At 55.7% G+C, this 22,982-nt stretch carries 15 protein-coding genes; 11 read left to right on the forward strand and 4 right to left on the reverse strand.

The window, feature by feature from the left end; genetic code table 11:
• Window positions 1–10 precede the first annotated feature (10 nt).
• Window positions 11–994 carry a dipeptide ABC transporter ATP-binding protein gene (gene dppD / locus MUU51_RS10815; RefSeq protein WP_159769277.1) on the forward strand — a complete coding sequence of 328 codons (984 nt, stop codon included), beginning with the start codon at window positions 11–13 and terminating at the stop codon, window positions 992–994.
• Window positions 991–2,004: a dipeptide ABC transporter ATP-binding subunit DppF gene (gene dppF / locus MUU51_RS10820; RefSeq protein WP_159769280.1), complete on the forward strand. Its 1,014-nt coding sequence runs from the start codon at window positions 991–993 to the stop codon at window positions 2,002–2,004. Before dppD ends, dppF begins: the two co-directional genes overlap by 4 nt.
• Window positions 2,005–2,064: 60 nt before the next feature.
• Here the strand turns inward: dppF and bcsG are convergent, their stop codons facing one another.
• Genes bcsG through bcsE form a run of 3 tightly spaced genes read right to left on the reverse strand, consistent with a single transcriptional unit; the run spans window position 2,065 to window position 5,490 of the window.
• Window positions 2,065–3,744 (reverse strand): cellulose biosynthesis protein BcsG, encoded by a 1,680-nt coding sequence (bcsG, locus tag MUU51_RS10825; protein WP_258967742.1) that lies wholly within the window; start codon window positions 3,742–3,744, stop codon window positions 2,065–2,067.
• Window positions 3,737–3,934, reverse strand: a complete 198-nt coding sequence (gene bcsF / locus MUU51_RS10830; RefSeq protein WP_159757300.1) for a cellulose biosynthesis protein BcsF — start codon at window positions 3,932–3,934, stop codon at window positions 3,737–3,739. The genes bcsG and bcsF overlap by 8 nt, the downstream gene beginning before the upstream one ends.
• The gene (bcsE, locus tag MUU51_RS10835; RefSeq protein ID WP_159769286.1) at window positions 3,931–5,490 is read right to left on the reverse strand and encodes a cellulose biosynthesis protein BcsE; all 1,560 of its coding nucleotides are present in this window, start codon (window positions 5,488–5,490) and stop codon (window positions 3,931–3,933) included. Before bcsE ends, bcsF begins: the two co-directional genes overlap by 4 nt.
• A 218-nt stretch (window positions 5,491–5,708) precedes the next feature.
• Between bcsE and bcsR the strand changes: the two genes are divergently transcribed.
• From bcsR to MUU51_RS10880, 9 genes are all read left to right on the forward strand, one after another.
• A complete protein-coding gene (gene bcsR / locus MUU51_RS10840) occupies window positions 5,709–5,897 on the forward strand; it encodes a cellulose biosynthesis protein BcsR (protein WP_159769776.1) in 189 nt (62 codons plus the stop codon).
• Window positions 5,898–5,907: 10 nt separating this feature from the next.
• The gene (gene bcsQ, locus MUU51_RS10845; protein WP_258967743.1) at window positions 5,908–6,660 is read left to right on the forward strand and encodes a cellulose biosynthesis protein BcsQ; all 753 of its coding nucleotides are present in this window, start codon (window positions 5,908–5,910) and stop codon (window positions 6,658–6,660) included.
• Window positions 6,657–9,275, forward strand: a complete 2,619-nt coding sequence (gene bcsA, locus MUU51_RS10850) for a UDP-forming cellulose synthase catalytic subunit (RefSeq protein WP_159769292.1) — start codon at window positions 6,657–6,659, stop codon at window positions 9,273–9,275. Before bcsQ ends, bcsA begins: the two co-directional genes overlap by 4 nt.
• Window positions 9,276–9,285: 10 nt before the next feature.
• A complete protein-coding gene (bcsB, locus tag MUU51_RS10855) occupies window positions 9,286–11,700 on the forward strand; it encodes a cellulose biosynthesis cyclic di-GMP-binding regulatory protein BcsB (RefSeq protein WP_258967744.1) in 2,415 nt (804 codons plus the stop codon).
• A 6-nt stretch (window positions 11,701–11,706) separates the two neighbouring features.
• Complete coding sequence (gene bcsZ, locus MUU51_RS10860) at window positions 11,707–12,813, forward strand: cellulose synthase complex periplasmic endoglucanase BcsZ (protein ID WP_159769779.1); 1,107 nt, start codon at window positions 11,707–11,709, stop codon at window positions 12,811–12,813.
• Window positions 12,795–16,106 carry a cellulose synthase complex outer membrane protein BcsC gene (gene bcsC / locus MUU51_RS10865; protein ID WP_258967745.1) on the forward strand — a complete coding sequence of 1,104 codons (3,312 nt, stop codon included), beginning with the start codon at window positions 12,795–12,797 and terminating at the stop codon, window positions 16,104–16,106. The genes bcsZ and bcsC overlap by 19 nt, the downstream gene beginning before the upstream one ends.
• 150 nt (window positions 16,107–16,256) lie before the next feature.
• Window positions 16,257–18,263 (forward strand): biofilm formation regulator HmsP, encoded by a 2,007-nt coding sequence (gene hmsP / locus MUU51_RS10870; protein WP_258967746.1) that lies wholly within the window; start codon window positions 16,257–16,259, stop codon window positions 18,261–18,263.
• Between the two features lie 144 nt (window positions 18,264–18,407).
• Window positions 18,408–19,694, forward strand: coding sequence for a dicarboxylate/amino acid:cation symporter (locus MUU51_RS10875; protein ID WP_159769304.1), 1,287 nt, complete (start codon window positions 18,408–18,410; stop codon window positions 19,692–19,694).
• Window positions 19,695–19,939: 245 nt separating this feature from the next.
• A complete protein-coding gene (locus MUU51_RS10880) occupies window positions 19,940–21,427 on the forward strand; it encodes a M16 family metallopeptidase (protein ID WP_159769307.1) in 1,488 nt (495 codons plus the stop codon).
• Between the two features lie 405 nt (window positions 21,428–21,832).
• Here the strand turns inward: MUU51_RS10880 and kdgK are convergent, their stop codons facing one another.
• A complete protein-coding gene (gene kdgK, locus MUU51_RS10885) occupies window positions 21,833–22,762 on the reverse strand; it encodes a 2-dehydro-3-deoxygluconokinase (protein ID WP_159769310.1) in 930 nt (309 codons plus the stop codon).
• Between the last annotated feature and the right edge of the window lie 220 nt (window positions 22,763–22,982).

Here is a 22,982-nt window from a genome sequence, read left to right on the forward strand (position 1 = left end):
GAGGCACGAGATGGCGTTATTAAATGTAGATAAATTATCGGTGCACTTCGGCGACGAAGGCACCCCGTTTCGCGCCGTGGACCGCATCAGCTATAGCGTAAAGCAGGGCGAAGTGGTCGGCATCGTTGGGGAATCCGGTTCCGGTAAATCCGTCAGCTCGCTGGCGATCATGGGACTGATTGATTACCCCGGCCGCGTGATGGCGGAAAAACTGGAGTTTAACGGTCGCGACCTGAAGCGCATTTCCGAAAAAGAACGCCGCCAGTTGGTGGGCGCGGAAGTGGCAATGATTTTCCAGGATCCGATGACCAGCCTGAACCCATGCTACACCGTCGGTTTCCAGATTATGGAAGCGATTAAGGTGCATCAGGGCGGCAACAAGAAAACGCGTCGTCAGCGGGCTATCGACCTGCTGAATCTGGTCGGTATTCCCGATGCGGCTTCGCGTCTGGATGTTTATCCGCACCAGCTCTCCGGTGGGATGAGCCAGCGCGTGATGATTGCGATGGCAATTGCCTGTCGACCAAAGCTGCTGATTGCCGATGAACCGACGACTGCGCTGGATGTCACCATTCAGGCGCAAATCATCGAGCTGCTGCTGGAGCTGCAGCAGAAAGAGAACATGGCGCTGGTGCTGATTACGCACGACCTGGCGCTGGTGGCAGAAGCGGCACACAAAATCATCGTGATGTACGCAGGCCAGGTGGTGGAAACTGGGGCCGCGCAGGATATCTTCCGCGCGCCGCGTCACCCGTACACTCAGGCACTGCTGCGTGCGCTGCCGGAGTTTGCGCAGGATAAAGCGCGTCTGGCCTCGTTGCCGGGCGTCGTTCCGGGCAAGTACGACCGCCCGAACGGCTGCCTGCTCAACCCGCGCTGCCCATATGCTACCGACAGATGTCGTGCTGAAGAACCGGAACTGAATGCCGTCGACGGCGGTCGTCAGTCCAAATGCCATTACCCCCTCGATGATGCCGGGAGGCCAACATTATGAGTACGCCTGAGGCCACCTTGCAACAGCCATTGTTGCAGGCTATCGACCTGAAAAAACACTACCCGGTGAAGAAGGGCTTTTTTGCCCCAGAACGTCTGGTGAAAGCCCTCGACGGCGTATCATTCACCCTCGAACGCGGCAAAACGCTGGCGGTTGTGGGTGAATCCGGCTGTGGGAAATCCACGCTCGGCCGCCTGCTGACGATGATTGAAATCCCGACCGGGGGTGAGCTTTATTACCAGGGGCAGGATCTGCTGCTACCGGATGCTACTGCGGAAAAGCTACGTCGCCAGAAAATCCAGATTGTGTTCCAGAACCCGTACGGATCGCTGAACCCGCGTAAGAAAGTCAGCCAGATCCTCGAAGAGCCGCTGCAAATTAACACCACGCTGAACAAAGCGGAGCGCAAGGCGAAAGTGCTGGAAATGATGGCCAAAGTTGGCCTGAAAACCGAGCATTACGACCGCTATCCGCACATGTTCTCCGGCGGTCAGCGTCAGCGTATTGCCATTGCCCGCGGCCTGATGCTGGACCCGGACGTGGTGATTGCCGATGAGCCGGTTTCTGCACTCGACGTTTCCGTGCGTGCGCAGGTGCTGAACCTGATGATGGATTTGCAGCAGGACATGGGGCTGTCGTATGTGTTCATCTCTCACGACCTGTCGGTGGTGGAACACATCGCTGACGAAGTGATGGTGATGTACCTCGGTCGCTGTGTGGAGAAGGGCAGCAAGGAACAGATTTTCAGTAATCCGCGCCACCCGTACACCCAGGCGCTGCTGTCGGCGACACCGCGTCTGAACCCGGATGACCGTCGCGAGCGTATCAAGCTGACCGGCGAACTGCCGAGCCCGCTGAATCCACCGCCGGGCTGTGCCTTTAATGCCCGCTGCCGTCGTCGCTTTGGTCCCTGCACGCAGTTGCAGCCCCAGCTTAAAGACTACGGTGGACAACTGGTGGCGTGCTTTGCCGTTGACCAGGATGAAAACGGTGAAAAACCACTGGCCTGACTATCTGGCCTGCAGGCATAAAAAAAACCGCTCGATGAGCGGGTTTTTTGTGGCTGGCGATTATTCCGGATAAGGGACCCATTCGCCGCCGTTGAGTTTCACGTACGGTTTATTCTGGTACTGAATCACGACGGCGTTGGCGTTCTCCGACACCGGGGCAGTTTGCGGCAGGTTACTGGTGTATTGATCCCAGTTCACGGAGTCTGCCGTAAACATCTTGCCATCGAGCGCGCGGGAAACCAGTTCCGATACCGCCAGCAGGCTGCTTGGCTGATCGATTTCAATTGGCGCACCTTGATGTGGTGCTTTCATGCCGAAGAATTTCACCGCTGTCGGGACGTTGGTGATTTTCGGGCTTGGGATATCACGCAGACCAGAAACCTGCATTTTATCGCCTTTCAGCGCACCACCGTGCTCAGGCACGATAACGACCATCACTTTACGACCCGATTTTTCCAGTTCGGTAAAGAAGGTGTCCAGCTCATCAAACATAACCTGCGCGCGGGCTTTGTAGTCAGCCGGTTTGCTCTGACCAGGGAAGCGGTTACCGTCGTGCAGTGGCAGGATGTTGTAGAACGTCGCCGTTCGTGTACCCGGCTCTTTCAGCTCGTTTTCATTCCAACGATGAAGCTGGTCGAGTTCGCTGTAGACCGGCGAACCGTCAAAGGCCACCAGGTTCTGCTTCAGTCCTTTCTGGTCCATCAGCGGCGCCTGGATATCACCGTAGTTACGCATCTCTTTCAGGAAGTCGCCGAATACGCCGTTGTGACCCAGCATCAGCTGCGTTTTGAAGCCCAGCGCTGCCAGGTTGTCAAACAGGTAGCACTGCTTGGCCGCCGGAGAATAGAGATCGCTGTGCGATGGCTGACCGCAGCTGGCGCGCAGCAGACGAATCGCCGCCGGGCCGCTGTAGGAGGTGGCAGAGTTAAAGTGTTTGAACACAATATCAAAGTGCGACCACAGTGGATGCTGCATCAGGCCTGCGGCTTCAACGTCATCCCAGGATATGGAACAGATGTTGATAACCAGCAGTTCGAACGGCTGTGCATCTGCTGGCAGTGTCGCAGGGAACGTGGTCTGACGTTTCTGCTCCGCAGCATAGAAGCTGGAAAGCCAGGCGTTCAGGTTCGCTGACGTTGGTGGGGCAGTTTGTGCCGGAATATCACCGACAACAGGTTTCGCATCGGCCGTGGCGACGGTGGCCGCCGCCGTGCCACCCGTGGTGGTGACCGTCCCGGTCGCCTGACCACCAGGGAATAGCGAGAAGTTCGGGCCGACAAGGGTAATGAGGTTCAGCCACATCATGATGACCACGGTGAAGACCGTGATGCGAAGCCACTGGCTCAGGAACAGCCAGGCAACCAGCAGGACGAAGAACAGGCCGACCATCTGCCAGTTAATAAAGCGCGTCACCAGGTCGATAACGTAGCTCATGCTGAAGCCAGCAACTTCCGAACCCTGGCTTAAAATACTTTCCGGGCCAGGCAGCCAGGTGTCGTGCCAGAACAGTGCAAAACCTATCGGGATGGCAATCCAGTGGCGGATTTTGTGCAGTTTGCTGTTCGGAATGGGCAGCAGCAGAAAGGCCATAAAGACCAGGTTTTGCATGGCATGAAAATTAAGATATCCCGCCCACAGCAGGCCAAACTTCGCCAGAAAGTAGAAGTTCCATCCAGAAAGGCCGCGCCAGTATTGCCAGAATGGCGATGATGAGACGGCGGTTTGAGTAGGGTTAGTCATCGTTTTGCTTTGCCTTGACGAAATCTGACCGGCGCAGTGTACCTGCCGGTTTTACATAACGGGGTCTAAAAAACATCAACCTGAAGGTTGTTTCAATGCGGCGCAGGAAGTGACGCGCCATGTATCCCAGAGGGAAAAAAATCAGTGCGCACAGCACAACCAGCTGAATAATATCGCTAATTGACATCATTGAGGTTGTCCTCCTTGTGCGTCGGTAAGACGATGAGGTTTAGGGTAACGACGCCAGCTGTGCCCGTCGTGGACGGCATTCACCACCGGCGCTTTGTCGGTGGTCATCGGTAATGGCGCATTCCAGCGATCGGCGGTGACTGCCCGCATTTCCACGATTTCTGCCGTAATCTGCTTATCTTCAAACCAAATCATGCGGTTCGAGAAAATATCGGCCGTGGGTAACGGGAAGATGTGGTTCAGCGCGGTGTCCAAATCGTTTATGCGACAAAAGGTCAGGAACATCACCAGACGGTTATCGCCAATGGTCATGATATCGCCGAGGCGGTTCGGGCGGCACAGCGTTAACGCTTGTTCCACGCGCAGGCCCGGCACCGGCCGCAACGCCACCATCACACCTTTGTTATCGGCAGGCAGCAGCGGGTTATTCATAATAGTGTGTACCGCTTTGCAGAAGATATCCCACTTCTGATAGCCACGAAGTTTCAGCGGCTGGGTCATCGACAGCAGCGTGCTGATCTCGTCCGGCACGTGACGTTGGAACTGCTGCTTCTGTACGCTTTCGACCAGCGTCAGGCAGCGTGACAGCGGAGTATTCCATGGCACAACCAGATTCGCGCCGCAGCCCAGCAGTAGACGTTCGTCCGTTGCACGCAGGCTCGCGGTGATTTCGCGCACCACAATTTTCATCGCGCTGCCGCGTTGACGACGCAGCGAGTGGATGTCGTGGGCGAGCTGTTCAATCTGGCTGGTTTGTTCGACGGTGAAAATCACAGTGGCAGCTTGAGCCGTACGCGCGGCGTTAAACACCGCATCGTTGGTATCAAAGACTGACCAGTATTCTGACAGCGGCGGCGCGCCTTCGAGGGCACTTTTGGTGCTCAGTACATCTTTTTCATCGCTGCGCGGTTGAATCACGGTTTCTTCGCGTTGGGCTAATTGCCAGGTTTTACCAATATAGTGAACCTGAAGCTGTTGGCGTGCGCTGACGCCTTTTTCGTTGGCCCAGAATGCAATATCAAAAAGATGACTGTCGCCCAGGAAGCGAAGACTTGCTAAACCGGAAAGTGATCGATACTCGGCCAGTAATAGCGAAAGTTGTGCGTCCGTGTTGTTACCTGGATTAAGAATAAGCAACGAGCAGCGGTAGTATTTAGCCCAACGCTGGGCGCTATTCAGCCATTTCTTTATGCGTTCTGGTGGAATATTCTGCCAGGCGTTATCTGAACACAACAACATAAATATATGGTTTGCAGGATCAATAGAACAAAGCAGATCCTGGCGCAGCGAGTATAGACCATTTTCATTTTTTGGCATGTTGAAAAGGCGTATTTTTTCAGGACCGTGAGATCCATTTAATTTTACTATCTTCTGCGGTTTTTCTCCCATCGTAATCGCGGCGACTTTTGCATCAGAATTCTGCGCAGCAATCGTCTGATTCAACAGGCTCACGGCGTCTTCACGACGTTCAACATTGATCCACCAAACACCACCCAGAGGCATATGGCTAACTTCGTCCCATAAGGACTGGATTCCAAGTGAAAATACAGGGTCCACGGTGTCCCTCGTGTGCAAGTTTGACTGTGTATTAGTTTACTAGCAAAACTCTCAGATTAAACCTAACATTGAAATTAAAGAGTAACAGATTTAGCATGTGAACCCATTTTCTGTTCGGACATCGTGTATCTAACTGATGAACTCGTGTTTTAGTTTCTTGAACCAAAGAAATGTCCGATACGTTTATCCACGAAATGTCTGATAAAGGTTCAAAAGAAATGTCTGAAAATGAAAACCGGACAGCGTCAGAATCAACGCCTGGTTACACCTTCCAAAATGATTTTTTGGCTTTAAGTCGGGCATTCTCTTTACCCGAAATAGATTATACCGATATTTCCCAACGCGAGCATCTTGCCGCTGCATTAAAGCGCTGGCCTTTGCTGGCCGAGCTGGCGGAACAAAAATAAGGAAGCCTGAATGGCCATTTTGGGATTACAGGGTCTGCGAGGCGGCACTGGAACGACATCTCTGACTGCCGCACTTGGCTGGGCGTTACAGTCTCTGGGCGAGACGGTTATCATTATGGATGCGTGTCCGGATAACATGCTGCGCTACTTTTTCAATGACAGCATTGCGCATCGCGATGGCTGGGTGCGTGCACTTTTAGACGGCAAAGACTGGCGTGATGCCGGGCTTCGGTACACCTCTCAGGTCGATTTTCTCCCGTTTGGTCAGCTTTCTGTAACAGAACGTGTAAATGTACAGGTCTTGACCCCGATCCTGAACCAGGCTGTGGACATTGTTCAGGCCCTCGATCAAAAGCGTCCGAACCATTGGGTGCTTATTGATTTACCCCATGATGTTCAGCCGTGGATGCAGCCGCTGATTGAAGCCTGCAACCATATGCTGACGGTGGTGAATCCGGATGCGAATGCGCATATCCGATTGCATCAGCAGGTTCTGCCCAAACACGGTCATATCCTGATCAACGATTTACGCATTGGCAGCCATATTCAGGACGATATTTATCGAATTTGGTTACAGAGCCAGCCTCGTATGCTGCCGGTGGTTATCCACCGTGACGAATCCGTGGCTGAGTGTCTGGCAGCCAAGCAACCGCTTGGCGAATACCGAAGCGATTCGTTGGCAGCAGAAGAAGTGGTCACGCTCGCGAACTGGTGTCTGATGCATTACGCCGGGATCCGTCCGGGCATGGAGCAGTCCTCATGATACGTCTTACCGCCCTCTTGCTGGCACCGGAAGCGGGGGCGCGTCTGCGTGCGCGGTATATGGATTATCGTCGCCACAAAGCGTCATGGCTGGGTGCCACCATGGGTTGTATTTGGGTGGCCCTCGCATGGCTGTTTATCCCGCTTGAACACCCACGCTGGCAGCGTATTCGCGCCAACTACAACGAACTGTATCCGCATATCGATGCGCACCGTCCGCGGCCGCTCGATCCTGTTCGCTATGTCCTGCAAAGCCTGTGGCTGGTGTTGACGCTTCCTGTTGCAGAGAAAAAGAGCTTCAACTGGAAAGGGCTGAAAGCCATGTCCGGCGCGCGCGGTCGTTACCATAAGTGGATGGACGATCTGCCTGAAAGAATGAGCACCAAAACGGCGCATCTGGACCATAAAAAAGAGCTGACTCACGTTCACCCGAAAGTGCGAAAGCTCATTCTCGGCACCGTAGTGTTCTGCTCGTTACTGCTGGCGCTGGTCTGCGTCACGCAGCCGTTTAATCCCATTTCGCAGTTTATCTTCCTGCTGCTGCTGTGGGGCATTGCGCTTATTGTTCGCCGGATGCCTGGGCGTTTCTCCGCGCTGATGCTGGTAGTGCTGTCGCTAACGGTGTCCTGTCGTTATATCTGGTGGCGCTATACTTCAACGCTGAACTGGAATGACCCGGTGAGCCTGGTCTGCGGCATGACGCTGCTGTTTGCGGAAACCTACGCCTGGGTCGTGCTGGTACTGGGTTACTTCCAGGTTATCTGGCCGCTTAACCGCCAGCCGGTGCCGCTGCCGAAAGATATGGCCCTGTGGCCGTCAGTCGATATTTTTGTCCCAACCTATAACGAAGATCTGAGCGTGGTGAAAAACACCGTCTATGCGTCGTTGGGTATCGACTGGCCGAAAGACAAACTCAAAATCTGGATTCTTGATGACGGCGGTCGCGAAGAGTTCCGCCAGTTCGCCAAAGATGTCGGCGTCGAGTATGTCGCGCGTACCACGCATGAACACGCGAAAGCGGGCAACATCAACAATGCACTGAAGCTGGCGAAAGGGGATTTGGTCTCTATCTTCGACTGCGACCACGTGCCGACACGATCCTTCCTGCAAATGACAGTGGGCTGGTTCCTTAAAGATAAAAATCTGGGCGTGATGCAGACTCCGCACCACTTCTTCTCTCCCGATCCGTTCGAACGTAACCTCGGTCGTTTCCGTAAGACCCCGAACGAAGGCACGTTGTTCTACGGCCTGGTTCAGGACGGAAACGATATGTGGGATGCGACGTTCTTCTGTGGTTCCTGTGCGGTAATCCGCCGTGGACCGCTGGATGAAGTGGGTGGGATTGCCGTCGAAACGGTGACAGAAGATGCGCACACCTCGTTGCGTCTGCACCGTCGGGGCTACACCTCGGCCTACATGCGTATACCGCAGGCGGCAGGTCTGGCGACGGAAAGCCTGTCAGCGCATATCGGCCAGCGTATTCGCTGGGCGCGCGGGATGGTGCAAATTTTCCGTATGGATAACCCGCTGTTTGGTAAAGGGCTGAAATGGTCGCAGCGTATCTGTTACGCCAACGCCATGCTGCACTTCTTATCCGGCGTACCGCGGCTTATCTTCCTGACGGCACCGCTGGCGTTCCTGCTGTTGCACGCTTACATCATTTACGCGCCGGCGCTGATGATTGCGTTGTTCGTTCTGCCGCATATGATTCACGCCAGCCTGACCAACTCGAAAATTCAGGGCAAATATCGCCACTCCTTCTGGAGTGAAATTTACGAAACCGTTCTGGCCTGGTATATCGCTCCGCCAACCATCGTGGCGCTGATTAACCCGAAAATCGGTACCTTCAACGTGACGGCGAAAGGCGGCCTGGTGAAAGAAGAGTACGTCGATTGGGTGATTTCCCGTCCGTACTTGTACCTGGTTATTCTAAACCTGGTGGGGATCGCCGTCGGTATCTGGCGTCACTTCACCGGCCCGGAGAATGAAATCCTGACCGTGTGGGTCAGTATCGTGTGGGTGTTCTACAACCTGATTATTCTGGGCGGGGCCGTGGCCGTCTCTGTTGAAAGTAAACAGGTGCGTCGTTCCCACCGCGTTGAGATGAAAATGCCTGCGGCGATTGCCCGCGAAGACGGGCACCTCTTCTCCTGTACGCTGCACGACTTCTCTGATGGCGGCGTAGGGCTGAAAATCAACGGGGATGGACAGGTTCTGGAAGGTCAGAAGGTCAATTTGCTGCTCAAACGGGGTCAGCAGGAATTCGCCTTCCCAATGCTGGTAGCCCGCGTAATGGGCAGCGAAGTGGGTCTGCAACTGCTGCCGATGCCGACTCGCCAGCACATTGATTTTGTTCAGTGTACGTTTGCCCGCGCCGATACCTGGGCGCTCTGGCAAGACAGCTTCCCGGAAGATAAACCGCTGGAAAGTATGATGGACATTTTAAAACTGGGGTTCCGTGGCTATCGCCACCTTGCGGAGTTCGCGCCGCCTTCGGTGAAATTTATTTTCCGATCGCTCCTCTCACTGGTTGCCTGGGTTGTCTCCTTCATACCGCGTCGCCCTGAGCGCAACGTGGGTGAGATTCTCCCTGAACCGGTAATGGCTCAACAATGATGACTATACGATGAAAAGAAAACTTTCCTGGATGTGCGCAGCGGCTGTGGGCATGAGCGCTTTTATTCCACAGATAACTTACTCAGAAACCACGGCACCTACGCCTGCACCGGAGCAGGGGGCACCTACCGCCACCGAAGCCATGCCTGCAGCACCAGGTGATACGGGAACGACGGATGCGGCCTCGGTTCCGACAACGGCTGCGCCGGGCATGGTTGACCCAACGATCACGGATCCTGCGGCAGTGAATGCGGCTGAAGGGACGACGCCCGAGGTGGTTGAACAATCACCGTCCCGCGACGTGAAACTTAGTTTTGCGCAGATCGCCCCCGCGCCGGGCAGCATCGAACTGAAAGGCTCGAACCCGACCGGTGCGGTGCAGTTTGGTACGCGCAGTGATGAAATCGTATCCAAAGCCACGCTGAACCTGGTGTATACGCCGTCACCCTCGCTGCTGCCGGTTCAGTCGCAGCTGAAGGTTTATCTTAACGATGAGCTGATGGGCGTTCTGCCGGTCACGAAAGAACAGCTGGGCAAAAAAGTGATGGCGCAGGTGCCGGTTGACCCGCTGTACATCACCGATTTGAACAATGTGCGTCTGGAATTTGTCGGCCACTACCGTGACGTCTGTGAAAACACCGCCAGCACCACCCTGTGGCTGGATGTGGCGCGTAATACGTCGCTGGATATGACCCTGCAACGGCTGAACGTCAAAAACGATCTGTCGCACTTCCCGGTGCCGTTCTTTGACGCCCGTGACAACCGGCCCCTGAATCTGCCGATGGTGTTCGCCTCGACGCCGGATATCGCCGAACAGAAAGCGGCGGCCATTGTGGCATCCTGGTTCGGCTCGCGCACTGGCTGGCGTGGACAGACCTTCCCGGTCCTGTATAACGAAGTGCCGGACAAGAATGCTATCGTGTTCGCCACCAACGATAAGCGCCCGGATTTTCTGCGCGACTACCCGCTGGTGCAGACCCCGACCATCAAGATGATCGACAACCCGAATGACCCGTATACGAAAATGCTGGTGATCTTCGGGCGCGATGACAAAGACCTGCTGTTTGCGGCACAAGGCATTGCCGCCGGTAGCATCTTGTTCCGTGGCGACACTGTGACCGTGGATGACGTGAAATCACTGCTGGCGCGTAAGCCATACGATGCGCCGAACTGGGTCAATACCTACCGTCCGGTGACGTTTGGTGAGCTGAAAACGTACGATCAGCAGCTGCAGTCCACCGGTCTTGAGCCGGCCTCGATTAACCTGTCGATGAACTTACCGCCGGATTTGTATCTGCTGCGTAGCAACGGCATCGATATGAATATGAAGTATCGCTATACCCAGCCGGCTATTAAAGATAGCTCGCGCATGGATATCAACCTCAACAACCAGTTCCTGCAATCGTACAGTCTGAACAGCACCCAGGATACCAACAGCCTGCTGATGCGCTTGCCGATTGTTCAGGGTCTGATTGATGGCAAAGATCAGGTGTCTATCCCGGCGCTGCGTCTGGGAGCGACCAACCAGCTGCGTTTTGACTTCCAGTACACCAACCCGATGCCGGGCGGTACCGTTGAGAACTGCGTCACCTTCCAGCCTATCAAGAACAATGTGGTCATTGGTGACGATTCGACGATTGATTTCTCCAACTACTATCACTTCCTGGCGATGCCGGACCTGCGTGCCTTTGCTAATGCAGGCTTCCCGTTCAGCCGGATGGCGGATCTCTCTGATACGCTGGTGGTGATGCCGAAAGAACCGACGCAGGACCAGATCAGCACGCTGCTGGATTCCGTGGCGACTATCGGTGGGCAGGTCGGGCTGACCGGGGCTAACCTGAATCTGACGGACGATCCGAGTGAGATGCAAAAGCAGGATGCTGACATTCTGTTGATCGGCGCGATCCCGGAGAAGCTGAAAGATGACCAGCATATCGATCTGCTGGTGGATGCGACCAAGAGCTGGGTGAAAACCCCGGTCCGTCATAATGAACTGGCATCGGTGCAGCTGGACGACAATGAACGTCGGCCGGTAGCGCAGGCGAGTATTGGCTCTAAAGGCCCGATGGCAGCCATCATTGGCTTCCAGTCTCCGTATCACGATCAACGCAGTGTTATTGCCCTGATGGCGGATAGCGCGCGTGGCTCTGAACTGCTGAACCAGGCGCTGAACGACAGCGGTAAGCGTGCGGTGATGTTTGGTTCGGTGGCGGTTATCCGCGAATCGGGCGTGAACAGCCTGCGTGTGGGCGATGTGTATTACGTCGGCCATCTGCCGTGGTATGAGCGTGTGTGGTTCGCGCTGTCTAACCATCCAATTCTGCTGTCGATTCTGGCGGCGTTGAGCGTCGTTCTGCTGGCATGGGTGCTGTGGCGTCTGCTGCGCATCATTAGCCGTCGTCGCCTCGATCCAGATGATGAGTAAACAATGATGAAAGGTGTACGCCGGGGTTGCCTGGCGCTACTGACGCTGGTCACGATGCAGGCCTCAGCCGCCTGTACGTGGCCTGCGTGGGAGCAGTTCAAAAAGGACTATATCAGCGACGGCGGTCGGGTTATCGACCCGTCTGACGCCCGTAAAATTACCACCTCCGAAGGGCAGAGCTACGCAATGTTCTTCGCGCTGGCGGCCAATGACCGCGCGGCGTTTACGTCGCTGTTCAACTGGACGCAGAACAACCTGGCCGCTGGCGATATCAAAGCGCAGCTGCCGGGCTGGCTGTGGGGCAAGAAAGAGGACAACAGCTGGAGCGTGCTCGACACCAACTCCGCGTCCGATGCCGATGTCTGGATTGCCTGGTCACTGCTGGAAGCCGGACGTTTGTGGAAAATGCCGGAGTACAGCGACGCCGGAAAAGCGCTGCTGTCGAAGATTGCCAGCGATGAAGTGGTGAAAGTGCCGGGGCTTGGCTCCATGCTGCTGCCGGGCAGAGTCGGCTTTGTCGACGACGCGGGTTGGCGCTTTAACCCGAGTTATCTTCCGCCGCAGTTAGCGAGCTACTTCGTGCGTTTTGGCGCGCCGTGGAACGCGCTACAGGCCACCAACCTGCGACTGCTGCTGGAAACCGCGCCGAAGGGCTACTCGCCAGACTGGGTGCGTTTCGACAAGAAAAAGGGCTGGCAGCTCAAGCAGGATAAATCGCTGGTCGGCAGCTACGATGCCATCCGCGTTTATATGTGGACCGGCATGTTGAACGATGCTGACCCGTATAAAGCCCGTTTGCTGGCGAAGTTTAAGCCAATGGCCACACAAACTGAAAAGACGGGTCTACCGCCAGAGAAAATCGATATTGCCACCGGGAAGGTGGAGGGTAATGGGCCGGTAGGCTTCTCCGCTACGTTGTTACCGTTCCTGCAAAATCGAGATGCGCAGGCCGTTCAACGCCAGCGCGTCGCCGATAACTTCCCTGGTAAGGATGCCTATTACAGCTATGTTCTGACTCTGTTCGGGCAAGGATGGGATCAACACCGTTTCCGGTTTACTGCTCGCGGTGAACTTTTACCTGACTGGGGCCAGGAATGCGCAAATTCTCACTAAGTTTACTTAGCCTCTCGCTTGCCATGACGCTAATGCCGATGGCGCATGCCGTGCAGTCGCCCCAACAACAACTATTGAATCAGGTGCGTCTTGGGGAGTCCACCAAGCGTGAAGATCTGGTGCGCCAGTCACTGAAACGCCTGGATCTGATTGCGCCTGACGATCCTGAGGTTCTTTACGCACATATGCGCTACATGCTGCGTCAGGGCGATAGCGCAGGTGCGCAGAAACAACTGGAGCAACTTAAGTCCATTGCACCCCATTCTGCTGCCTATAAATCTGCGCAGAGTGCAATGCGGCTCTCCAGCGGAGCAGACCATCAGACGCTACAGAAAGCGCAGTTGCAGATAAAAAATGGCAACGTCGCTGAAGGCGTTGCTGAGTACGAAAAACTGTTTAACGGAGCACCCCCGGATGGGGTTGATGCCATTGATTACTGGAGCGCCGTCGCGCGACTTGACGACAGGCATACTGAAGGGGTCAATCAGCTAAAGGCCCTGAATGCCAGAGCGCCCGGCAATACCCAGCTGCAAGCCACGTTGGGCAGATTGCTGTTATCCGATGGTCGCGAGGAAGAGGGCTTTGCCGTCTTAAAACAGCTAGCGCGATCGAATGACGGTTACGAGCGTGCGGCAGTCCTCTGGTTTGACCAAATACGCGATAAACCCGCGAGCGACGACACGGTAAAACAACTTCAGGAGTTTCTGGTTCAATTCACCACTGGCGAGCAGGCCAAGCTGGCACGCGCTGAACTTGCGGACCAGCAGCAGAAGCTGGCCGACCCTGAGTTCCGCCGTCAGGCCGATCAGAAAGCCAAAAAAGTCGAACTGGCGAAAAGCGAAGACAGCAAGCCGGGGACCTGGGAGATTGTGTGGCCGCTGATCCGTAAAGGCGATGCCGCCCTGAAAGCCAAAAATCTCGATCAGGCCGGACGTTTTTACCAGCAGGCACAGCGTGTGGATAACACCAACAGCTATGCGGTGCTGGGTCTGGGCGACGTGGCTATCGCCCGCAACGACACCGCCGCCGCGGAGCGCTATTACCAGCAGGCGCTGCGTCTGGACAAAGGCAACAGCAACGCCGTGCGCGGGCTGGCTAATATTTATCGGGCGCAGTCGCCGGAGAAAGCGACGGCGTTCATTAACACGCTGTCGGCCAGTCAGCGCCGCAGCATTGATGATATCGAACGCAGCCTGACCAACGATCGTCTGTCACAGCAGGCCGAAACGCTTGAAAATCAGGGCCGTTGGGCGCAGGCCGCAGAAGTTCAGCGTCGCCGACTGGCGCTCGATCCGGACAGTGTGTGGGTCACCTATCGTCTGGCGAAGGATCTCTCCAGCGCCGGGCAGCGCGGTGAAGCTGACAATTTGATGCAGAATCTGGCGCGCAAAAAATCGGGCGATCCGGAGCAGGTTTACGCCTATGGCCTGTACCTGTCCGGTAACGGTCAGGATATGGCGGCGCTCTCGCACATCAATACGCTGCCGAAAAGCCAGTGGAATGACAATATTCAGGAACTGTCGGATCGTCTGCAGTTCGATCAGGTGATGCAGAAAGCGAACCTGCTGCGTGATAACGGTCATGAAGATCAGGCGATTGCCTTGCTGAAACAGCAACCGCCGTCGACGCGTATTAATTTGACGTTGGCCGACTGGGCGCAGCAGCGTGGTGATACCGGTACGGCTATCACCGAATACAACGCCGCGCTGGCAAAAGAAGCCGAAAATAATGATGCGCGTTTGGGTCTGGCTGAAGTGTACGCCGCAGACGGCAACGAATCCGCCGCCCGCGAACAGATTAAGAAGCTGAAAGCGCCAGCGGCAGGCGAAGCGCCGTCGCTCAATACGCAACGTCGTATCGCGTTGGTGGATTCTTCCCTCGGCGACACCGCTCAGGCACAGCAGATTTTCAACACCATCGTGCCGCAGGCAAAAGCTCAGCCTGCATCGATGGAAACTGCGCTGGTTCTGCGTGATAACTCGCGTTTCCAGGTGCAAAACGGCGATCCACAGCAAGCGCTGGACAGTTACAAAGATGCGATGGTGGCGGCAGGCATTACGCCGACCCGTCCGCAGGATAACGACAGCTTTACCCGCCTGACCCGTAACGATGAAAAAGACGACTGGTTGAAGCGCGGGGTGCGGAGTGATGCGGCGGACCTTTACCGTCAGCAGGACGTCAACGTCACGCTGGAGCACAACTACTGGGGCTCCAGCGGTACCGGCGGTTATTCCGACCTCAAAGCGCAAACCACCATGCTTCAGGTGGACGCGCCGTTGGCGGACGGGCGGATGTTCTTCCGCAGTGATTACGTCAGCATGAACGCCGGGAAATTCTCGACCGACAGCGACGGTGGCTATTCGCCAAATTGGGGCACCTGTGGTGAACAAACCTGCTACGGCGGCGATAAGAGCCAAAAAGACAGCGGCGCCAGCGTGGCAGTAGGCTGGCGGAATGATACCTGGAATGTGGATATCGGCACCACGCCGATGGGCTTCAACGTCGTCGATGTGGTCGGCGGCCTGAGCTACAGCAACAGTATCGGCTCGGTCGGGTATACCGTTGAAGGCCACCGTCGCCCGATTTCCAGCTCCCTGCTGGCGTTTGGCGGGCAGAAAGACCCGAACACCGGTACCACCTGGGGCGGCGTTCGCGCCGACGGTGGCGGGATCAGCCTGAGCTATGACAAAGGCGATGCCAACGGCGTTTGGGCCTCTTTGAGCGCGGACTCACTGACCGGTAAAAACGTGGATGACAACTGGCGTGCGCGTTGGATGGCCGGGTATTACTACAAGCTAATCAATGAGAACAACCGTCGGGTGACCGTGGGCCTGAACAACATGGTCTGGCACTACGACAAAGATCTCAGCGGCTATTCGCTCGGCCAGGGCGGCTACTACAGTCCGCAAAAGTACCTGTCGTTCGCAGTGCCAATTAACTGGCGTCAGCGTACGGATAACTGGTCCTGGGAACTGGGTGGTTCGGTCTCGTGGTCACACTCGAAAAACAACAACCAGGCGCGTTATCCGAAACAGGATCTGCTGCCGGCTAACTATCCGAATGCGGGCTACATTGACGAAGGCAGCAGCAGCAGTGGCTTCGGTTACACCGCTCATGCGCTTATCGAACGCCGAGTCAGTTCGAACTGGTATGTCGGAGCCTCAATCGATATTCAGCAGGCGAAGGATTACACCCCAAGCCACGCGCTGTTGTACGTTCGCTACTCCGCCGCTGGCTGGCAGGGTGACATGGATCTGCCACCTCAGCCGCTAGTCCCATACGCAGACTGGTAACAGATTCGCCCTAAATGCGTTTTCTGCCATCCCGATGAGCAGACTCTTAGCGTATAATGTGCCGAAAATCACTTAATGCCGGGTTAAATTATGCTATCCGGCATTAAGTGATACGCCCAAGGGCGTGGTTTTTCTCTGGGGAGAGTTCCTTTGCGCGTTAGCCGCTCACTCACAATTAAACAAATGGCCATGGTGGCAGTCGTCACCATGGTGTTTGTGTTCGTCTTTTGTTCCATTTTGATGTTCCATTTTACGCAGCAAAACCGTTTTGCCACCGCGACTCAGCTTGAAAGTGTGGCCCGCGCCGTGCGTGAACCGCTGTCGGCGGCCATTCTGAAAGGGGATATTCCGGAAGCCGAAACTATTCTCGGGCGCATTCAGCCTGCCGGGATCGTCAGCCGGGCCGATGTGGTACTGCCCAATCAGTTCCAGGCACTGCGCATGCGTTTTATCGAAGAGCGCCCGGTGCCGGTAATGATCACCCGGATGTTTGAGCTGCCGGTGCAAATTTCATTGCCTGTTTATTCCATGGAGCGTCCGGCTAATCCTCAGCCTTTGGCCTATCTGGTGTTGCAATCGGATTCATATCGCACCTACAAGTTCATCATGAGCACCCTCGCGACGTTAGTGACTGCTTACTTACTTTTAGTGCTGATCCTGACGGTGGCGATAACCTGGAGCATCAACCGGCTGATTGTGCGTCCACTGCGCGCCCTGGCCCGCGAGTTAAACGATATTGCGCCCCAGGACCGGGTGGGCCATCAGTTTGCGCTGCCGCGCCTGCATCATGACGATGAAATCGGCATGCTGGTGCGCAACTACAACCGCAATCAGCAAATCATCTTGCGTCAGCATGATGAGCTGTGCAGCCACTCCACGCGTTTCCCGGTCTCAGACCTGCCAAACAAAGCGTTTTTACTGGCGCTGCTGGAACAGACTGTGGCGCATAAGAAAACCACCGCTCTGATGGTGGTGGCCTGCGAAACCCTACAGGACACCGCTGGCGTGCTGCAGGAGAGCCAGCGCGAAATGTTGCTGCTGACCCTGGCGGAAAAACTCAAATCGGTGATTTCACCGCGCATGGTGCTGGCTCAGGTCAGCGCCTATGACTTTGCTATTCTGGCGCACGGCGTAAAAGAGCCGTGGCATGCGATTACATTAGGTCAGCAAGTACTCACTATTATTAATGAGCGACTGCCTTTGCAGGGCATTCAGCTGCGTCCAAGCGCCAGCATCGGGATAGCAATGTTCCACGGTGACCTGAGCGGCGAACAGCTCTACCGTCGGGCGGTGTCAGCGGCCTTTACCGCGCGCCGCAAAGGCAAAAATCAGATTGAGTTCTTCGACCCTGAGCAGATGGAAAAAGCGCAGCAGCGGCTGAGCGAAGAGAGCGACATTCTTTCCGCTCTCGATAATCAGCAGTTTGCGGTGTGGCTCCAGCCTCAAATTCACATTGCCAGCGGTAAAGTGTGCAGCGCGGAAGTGCTGCTGCGTATGCGTCAGCCTGACGGCAGCTGGGATTTGCCGGGCGACCTTATCGAGCGCATCGAATCCTGCGGCCTGATGATCACCGTCGGCTATTGGGTGCTTGAAGAAACCTGTCGCCAGCTGGCGGCGTGGCAGAGTCGGGGTATTATGCTGCCGCTGTCGGTGAACTTGTCGGCCCTGCAGTTGCTGCATCACGACATGGTGGCGGATATGCTGGAGCTACTCAACCGCTACCGTATCGCGCCCGGCACGCTGGTGCTTGAAGTGACGGAAAGCCGTCGCATTGACGACCCGAAAGCGGCCGTCGCCATCCTGCGCCCGCTGCGTAACGCCGGGGTGCAGATTGCGCTGGACGATTTCGGCATGGGTTATGCCGGTCTGCGTCAGCTGCAGCACATGAAATCGCTGCCGGTGGATGTGCTCAAAATTGACAAGATTTTCGTGGATTCGCTGCCGGATGACACCAGCATGGTGTCGGCGATTATCCAGCTGGCCCGCAGCCTGAACCTCAGCATTGTGGCGGAAGGCGTAGAAACCCAGACGCAGTTTGACTGGCTGAAATCTGCCGGTGTGGATATCGCGCAGGGCTTCCTGTTCGACCGCGCCGTGCCGCCGGATATCTTCGAACAGGACTATCTCTCTACCCAGACTGACGATGTAAGCGCATAAATAATCACGCGCTTGCGCGAGTCAGCTCTAACTTTTTAACATTTACCCCGGGAAATGTTTCTGTGTTGTTTATCGGATGTTATTTTAAAGCCGCAGGCGAATAAAAACCTTACTCAGCCTGTGGTTTTATCTTAAGGACATCCTATGAAAACCTCTCTGTTTAAAAGCCTCTATTTCCAGGTACTCACCGCTATCGCCGTGGGTATTTTACTCGGCCACTTCTATCCGGAACTGGGCGCGCAAATGAAACCGCTTGGTGATGCCTTCGTTAAGCTCATCAAAATGGTGATTGCTCCCGTTATCTTCTGTACCGTCGTGACCGGTATTGCAGGAATGGAAAGCATGAAAGCCGTGGGTCGTACCGGCGCGGTGGCACTGCTCTATTTTGAAGTGGTCAGCACCCTGGCGCTGATTATTGGCCTGGTGATTGTGAACCTGGTGCAGCCGGGCGCGGGGATGAACGTAGACCCGGCGACGCTCGATGCGCATGCGGTGGCGGTGTACGCCGAGCAGGCGAAAGATCAGGGTGTGGTCGGGTTCCTGCTGGATATCATCCCGTCCAGCGTCATTGGCGCGTTTGCCAGCGGGAACATCCTGCAAGTGCTGCTGTTCGCGGTGATGTTTGGTTTTGCCCTGCATCGCCTGGGCCACAAAGGCCAGCTGATTTTCAACGTGATTGAAAGCTTCTCGCAGGTCATCTTCGGCATCATCAACATGATCATGCGCCTGGCGCCGATTGGTGCATTCGGGGCGATGGCGTTCACCATCGGCAAATACGGCGTCGGCACGCTGGTGCAGTTGGGGCAGCTGATTATCTGCTTCTATATCACCTGTATTCTGTTCGTGGTGGTGGTGCTCGGTTCTATCGCCAGGGCGACCGGTTTCAGCATCTTCAAGTTCATCCGCTATATTCGTGAAGAGTTGCTGATCGTGCTCGGCACGTCATCGTCTGAATCCGCACTGCCGCGAATGCTCGATAAAATGGAAAAGCTCGGCTGCCGTAAATCGGTGGTGGGGCTGGTGATCCCAACCGGGTATTCGTTCAACCTCGATGGAACGTCGATATACCTGACCATGGCGGCGGTGTTTATCGCTCAGGCGACCAACAGCCACATGGATATCTTCCATCAAATTACGCTGCTGGTGGTGCTGTTGCTCTCCTCAAAAGGCGCGGCAGGTGTAACGGGCAGTGGGTTTATCGTGCTGGCGGCGACCATTTCTGCGGTCGGTCATTTGCCGGTCGCTGGCCTGGCGCTGATTCTGGGTATCGACCGCTTTATGTCTGAAGCGCGTGCGCTAACGAACCTGGTGGGTAACGGCGTGGCAACTATCGTGGTGGCGAAGTGGGTGAAAGAACTCGACCCGCAGAAACTGGACGATACGCTCAATAACCGCGCACCCCGTGACAAGGCTCAAGAAATTTCCTCATAATCTCGCGACTTATCCCTGCTATCTGCCCGTAGTCCCTTGATGGACTACGGGCTCCTGCGCATAATTGACCATATTTTTCGTTGAGCGTGTGACATTTCAAAAAATGCACGGTCTAAACGACGTCATTAACTCATAAAAACGACCATGAGTTGTCTTTGTTACTCATAATGCTGTGGTGCAGCCAACGCACATGCAGCGCGAAGTATGATGAGTAAATAACCAGGATTGTTGATTCAGGGGCTTAAATGCAGGGCACAAAAATTCGACTCATAGCGGGCGGAATGCTGATGGTAGCCACCGCGGGCTATGCGCAAGCAGAAGCGCTCCAGCCGGACCCGGCATGGCAACAGGGAACACTGGCTAACGGATTTCAATGGCAGGTACTGGCCACCCCGCAGCGCCCGAGCGACAGGGTAGAAATCCGCCTTCAGGTCAATATTGGTTCTCTGAGCGAAAGCACGCAGCAGGCGGGCTTCAGCCACTTCATTCCACGTCTGGCGCTCTCGCAGAGCGGCAGTCTACCGACGATGCAGGCCCGCTCCCTATGGCAGCAGGGCATCGACCCGCAGCATCCAATGCCGCCGGCTATCGTCTCCTACGATTACACCCTTTTCAGCCTGAGCTTGCCGAATAACCGCAATGACCTGCTGAAAGAAGCGTTGACCTGGCTGTCTGATTCCAGCGGCAAACTCAATATCACCCCGGAAGCCGTGAATCACGCGCTCAGTGGCGAAGATATGGTCATGACCTGGCCTCAGGATCCTAAAGAGGGCTGGTGGCGCTATCGCCTGAAAGGGTCGACCATGCTGGGGCACGATCCGGCTGAACCGCTGAAACAGCCGATTGATAATGAACAGCTGAAAAGCTTCTACCAGAAGTGGTATACCCCGGATGCGATGACCCTGATTGTGGTCGGCAACGTGGATAACCGCAGCGTGGGCGAGCAAATCAATAAAATCTTCGGCGGCCTGAAAGGCAAACGCGAAACCCCGGCGGCTGTGCCGACGTTGTCTCCGCTTCCGCCAACCCCGGTCAGCATCATGACCGACGCAGTGCCGCAGGACAGACTCTCTATCATGTGGGACACGCCGTGGGCACCGATTCGTGAATCTGCCGCGTTGCAGCGCTACTGGCGTGCTGACCTGGCGCGTGAAGCGCTGTTCTGGCATGTGCAGCAGATCCTGAGCAAAAGTAATGTCAAAGATATCGGTATTGGCTTCGATTGCCGGGTGCTGTATCTGCGCGCGCAGTGCGCCATTAACGTGGACTCCCCGAATGACAAACTGAACGCTAATCTCGGCCTGGTGGCCAAAGAGTTGGCGAAAGTCCGCGAAGAGGGTCTGACCCAGGAAGAGTTTAATGCGTTGATTGCGCAGAAAAACCTCGAACTGCAGAAGCTGTTTGCGACCTACGCGCGTACCGATACCAATTTGCTGATCAGCCAGCGTATGCGTGCGCTGCAAAATCAGGTGGTGGATATCGCGCCGGAGCAGTATCAGAAACTGCGTCAGGAATTCCTGAGCTCTCTGACCGTTGAAGGCCTGAATCAGGATCTGCGTCAGCAGTTATCACAGGATATGGCGTTGATTCTCCAGCAGCCGAAAGGTGAGCCGGAATACAACATGAAGGATCTGCAGGAAACGTGGGACAAACTGATGGCGCCATCGGTCACATCGGCACCCGCTGCCAGTGACGATCGTCAGGATGTGACGGATATTCCACCGGGACAGTAGTTTTTTTCTGTACAGGTGGAATTGGCGGACCCGGTGGAATGGTTCGAATTGGCTCAATGAGTTCAGTGGTAATGTTCCGTTCACCCGATGTTCAGCAGGTTCCGCAATTCATGCAGAACGTGAACGGGATAAGGGGCGCTTTCGCGCGCCCCTTATCAATCCCCGCGACCCCGCAATAGAAATCGGTGCTTCGCACTGCCCGGTCTTCCAGCCGTCTGCCTGCGGCCGGCTCGACTCGACGTCAATGTCTCGTTTCGCCTCAGCCCGCCATCCCTGGCGGTCTGACCTTGTCATCTGGCCTACAGCCCGGTGATTTCTGGCGGGGACACAACCGGTGCCAGAGGGAACTGAGGGTGTTGACCTTCGGTCCGGCTGAAAATCGCCGGAACGATCCCACCGACCAAATCACGCTGGCATCGCATCGCGCGGGATGATCGCCCCGCGATACTGAATCACGGTGCTTGCGGTTAAATGCCCGCGTTGTGCCGCAGCCTGCGTATCTCCGCCGGTCAAACGTACTGCCAGATAACCCGCACTAAACGAATCACCCGCGGCGGTGGTATCCACCACGTTCTCTTTCGGCAATTTCACTGCAGGCACATCCACCACGCCTTCTTCTGCCAGTGACACCAGGCAAGAATCCGCCCCGCGCTTGATAACCACTTCATGCACACCTGCGGCGTGCGTACGGGCCATCACGTCTTCGACCGGCTTTTCGCCCCACAGCGCGTCTTCGTCATCCAGCGTCAGGAACGCGATGTCGGTGCAGCCCAGCATCTGCTGATACACCTGCTGCGTCTCTTCGCGGCTGGTCCACAGGCGCGGGCGATAGTTGTTATCGAAAATCACTTTCCCGCCGTTCGCACGGCATTCGTGCAGCAGAGAGAACAACTTCTCACGGCTTGCCGGGCTCAGGATGGCGAGGCTGATACCGCTCAGATAGAGGTAGTCAAAGGTTGCCAGCTCTTCACAAATCGCCGCCGACTGCTCGCTCTCCAGCCAGAATTTCGCCGCCGCTTCATTGCGCCAGTAGTAGAACGTGCGCTCACCGGACGCATCGGTTTCGATGTAATACAGGCCAGGCATCCGGTTTTCCATGCGCTGAATCAGGCGAGTATCGACGTGCTCACTCTGCCAGGCGTCGAGCATCTGCTGGCTGAAACTGTCTGTACCGAGCGCGGTGATATAGCTCACCTGCAAATCCGCTGGCGCAACCTGGCGCGCGATGTACACGGAGGTGTTCAGCGTATCGCCGCCAAAACCACGGTTTACCGCAGAGCCTTTCTCTGACAGCTCAATCATGCATTCGCCAATGACGGCAATTTTTTTAGACATAGTCGTCAAGCCTTCCCGAAATCAAAAAATTGCCGTTAGTTTGCGCTGAGGGTTGTAGCGGGTCAACTATATTAAAACAACGTTCCATTATTTTTTTGAACTGGCGCGGATTCTCCTTCAATGCTGGTTGCACAGAAACACAAAATGCCAGCCGTTGAACATAAAGTTCTCACTTTCAGCGCCGATAACCCAATGACGAGTTGCGACAGATTCCCCCATT

Origin of the sequence: Scandinavium manionii (genome assembly GCF_024764775.1) — a bacterium.
Taxonomy (GTDB): Bacteria; Pseudomonadota; Gammaproteobacteria; order Enterobacterales; family Enterobacteriaceae; genus Scandinavium; species Scandinavium manionii.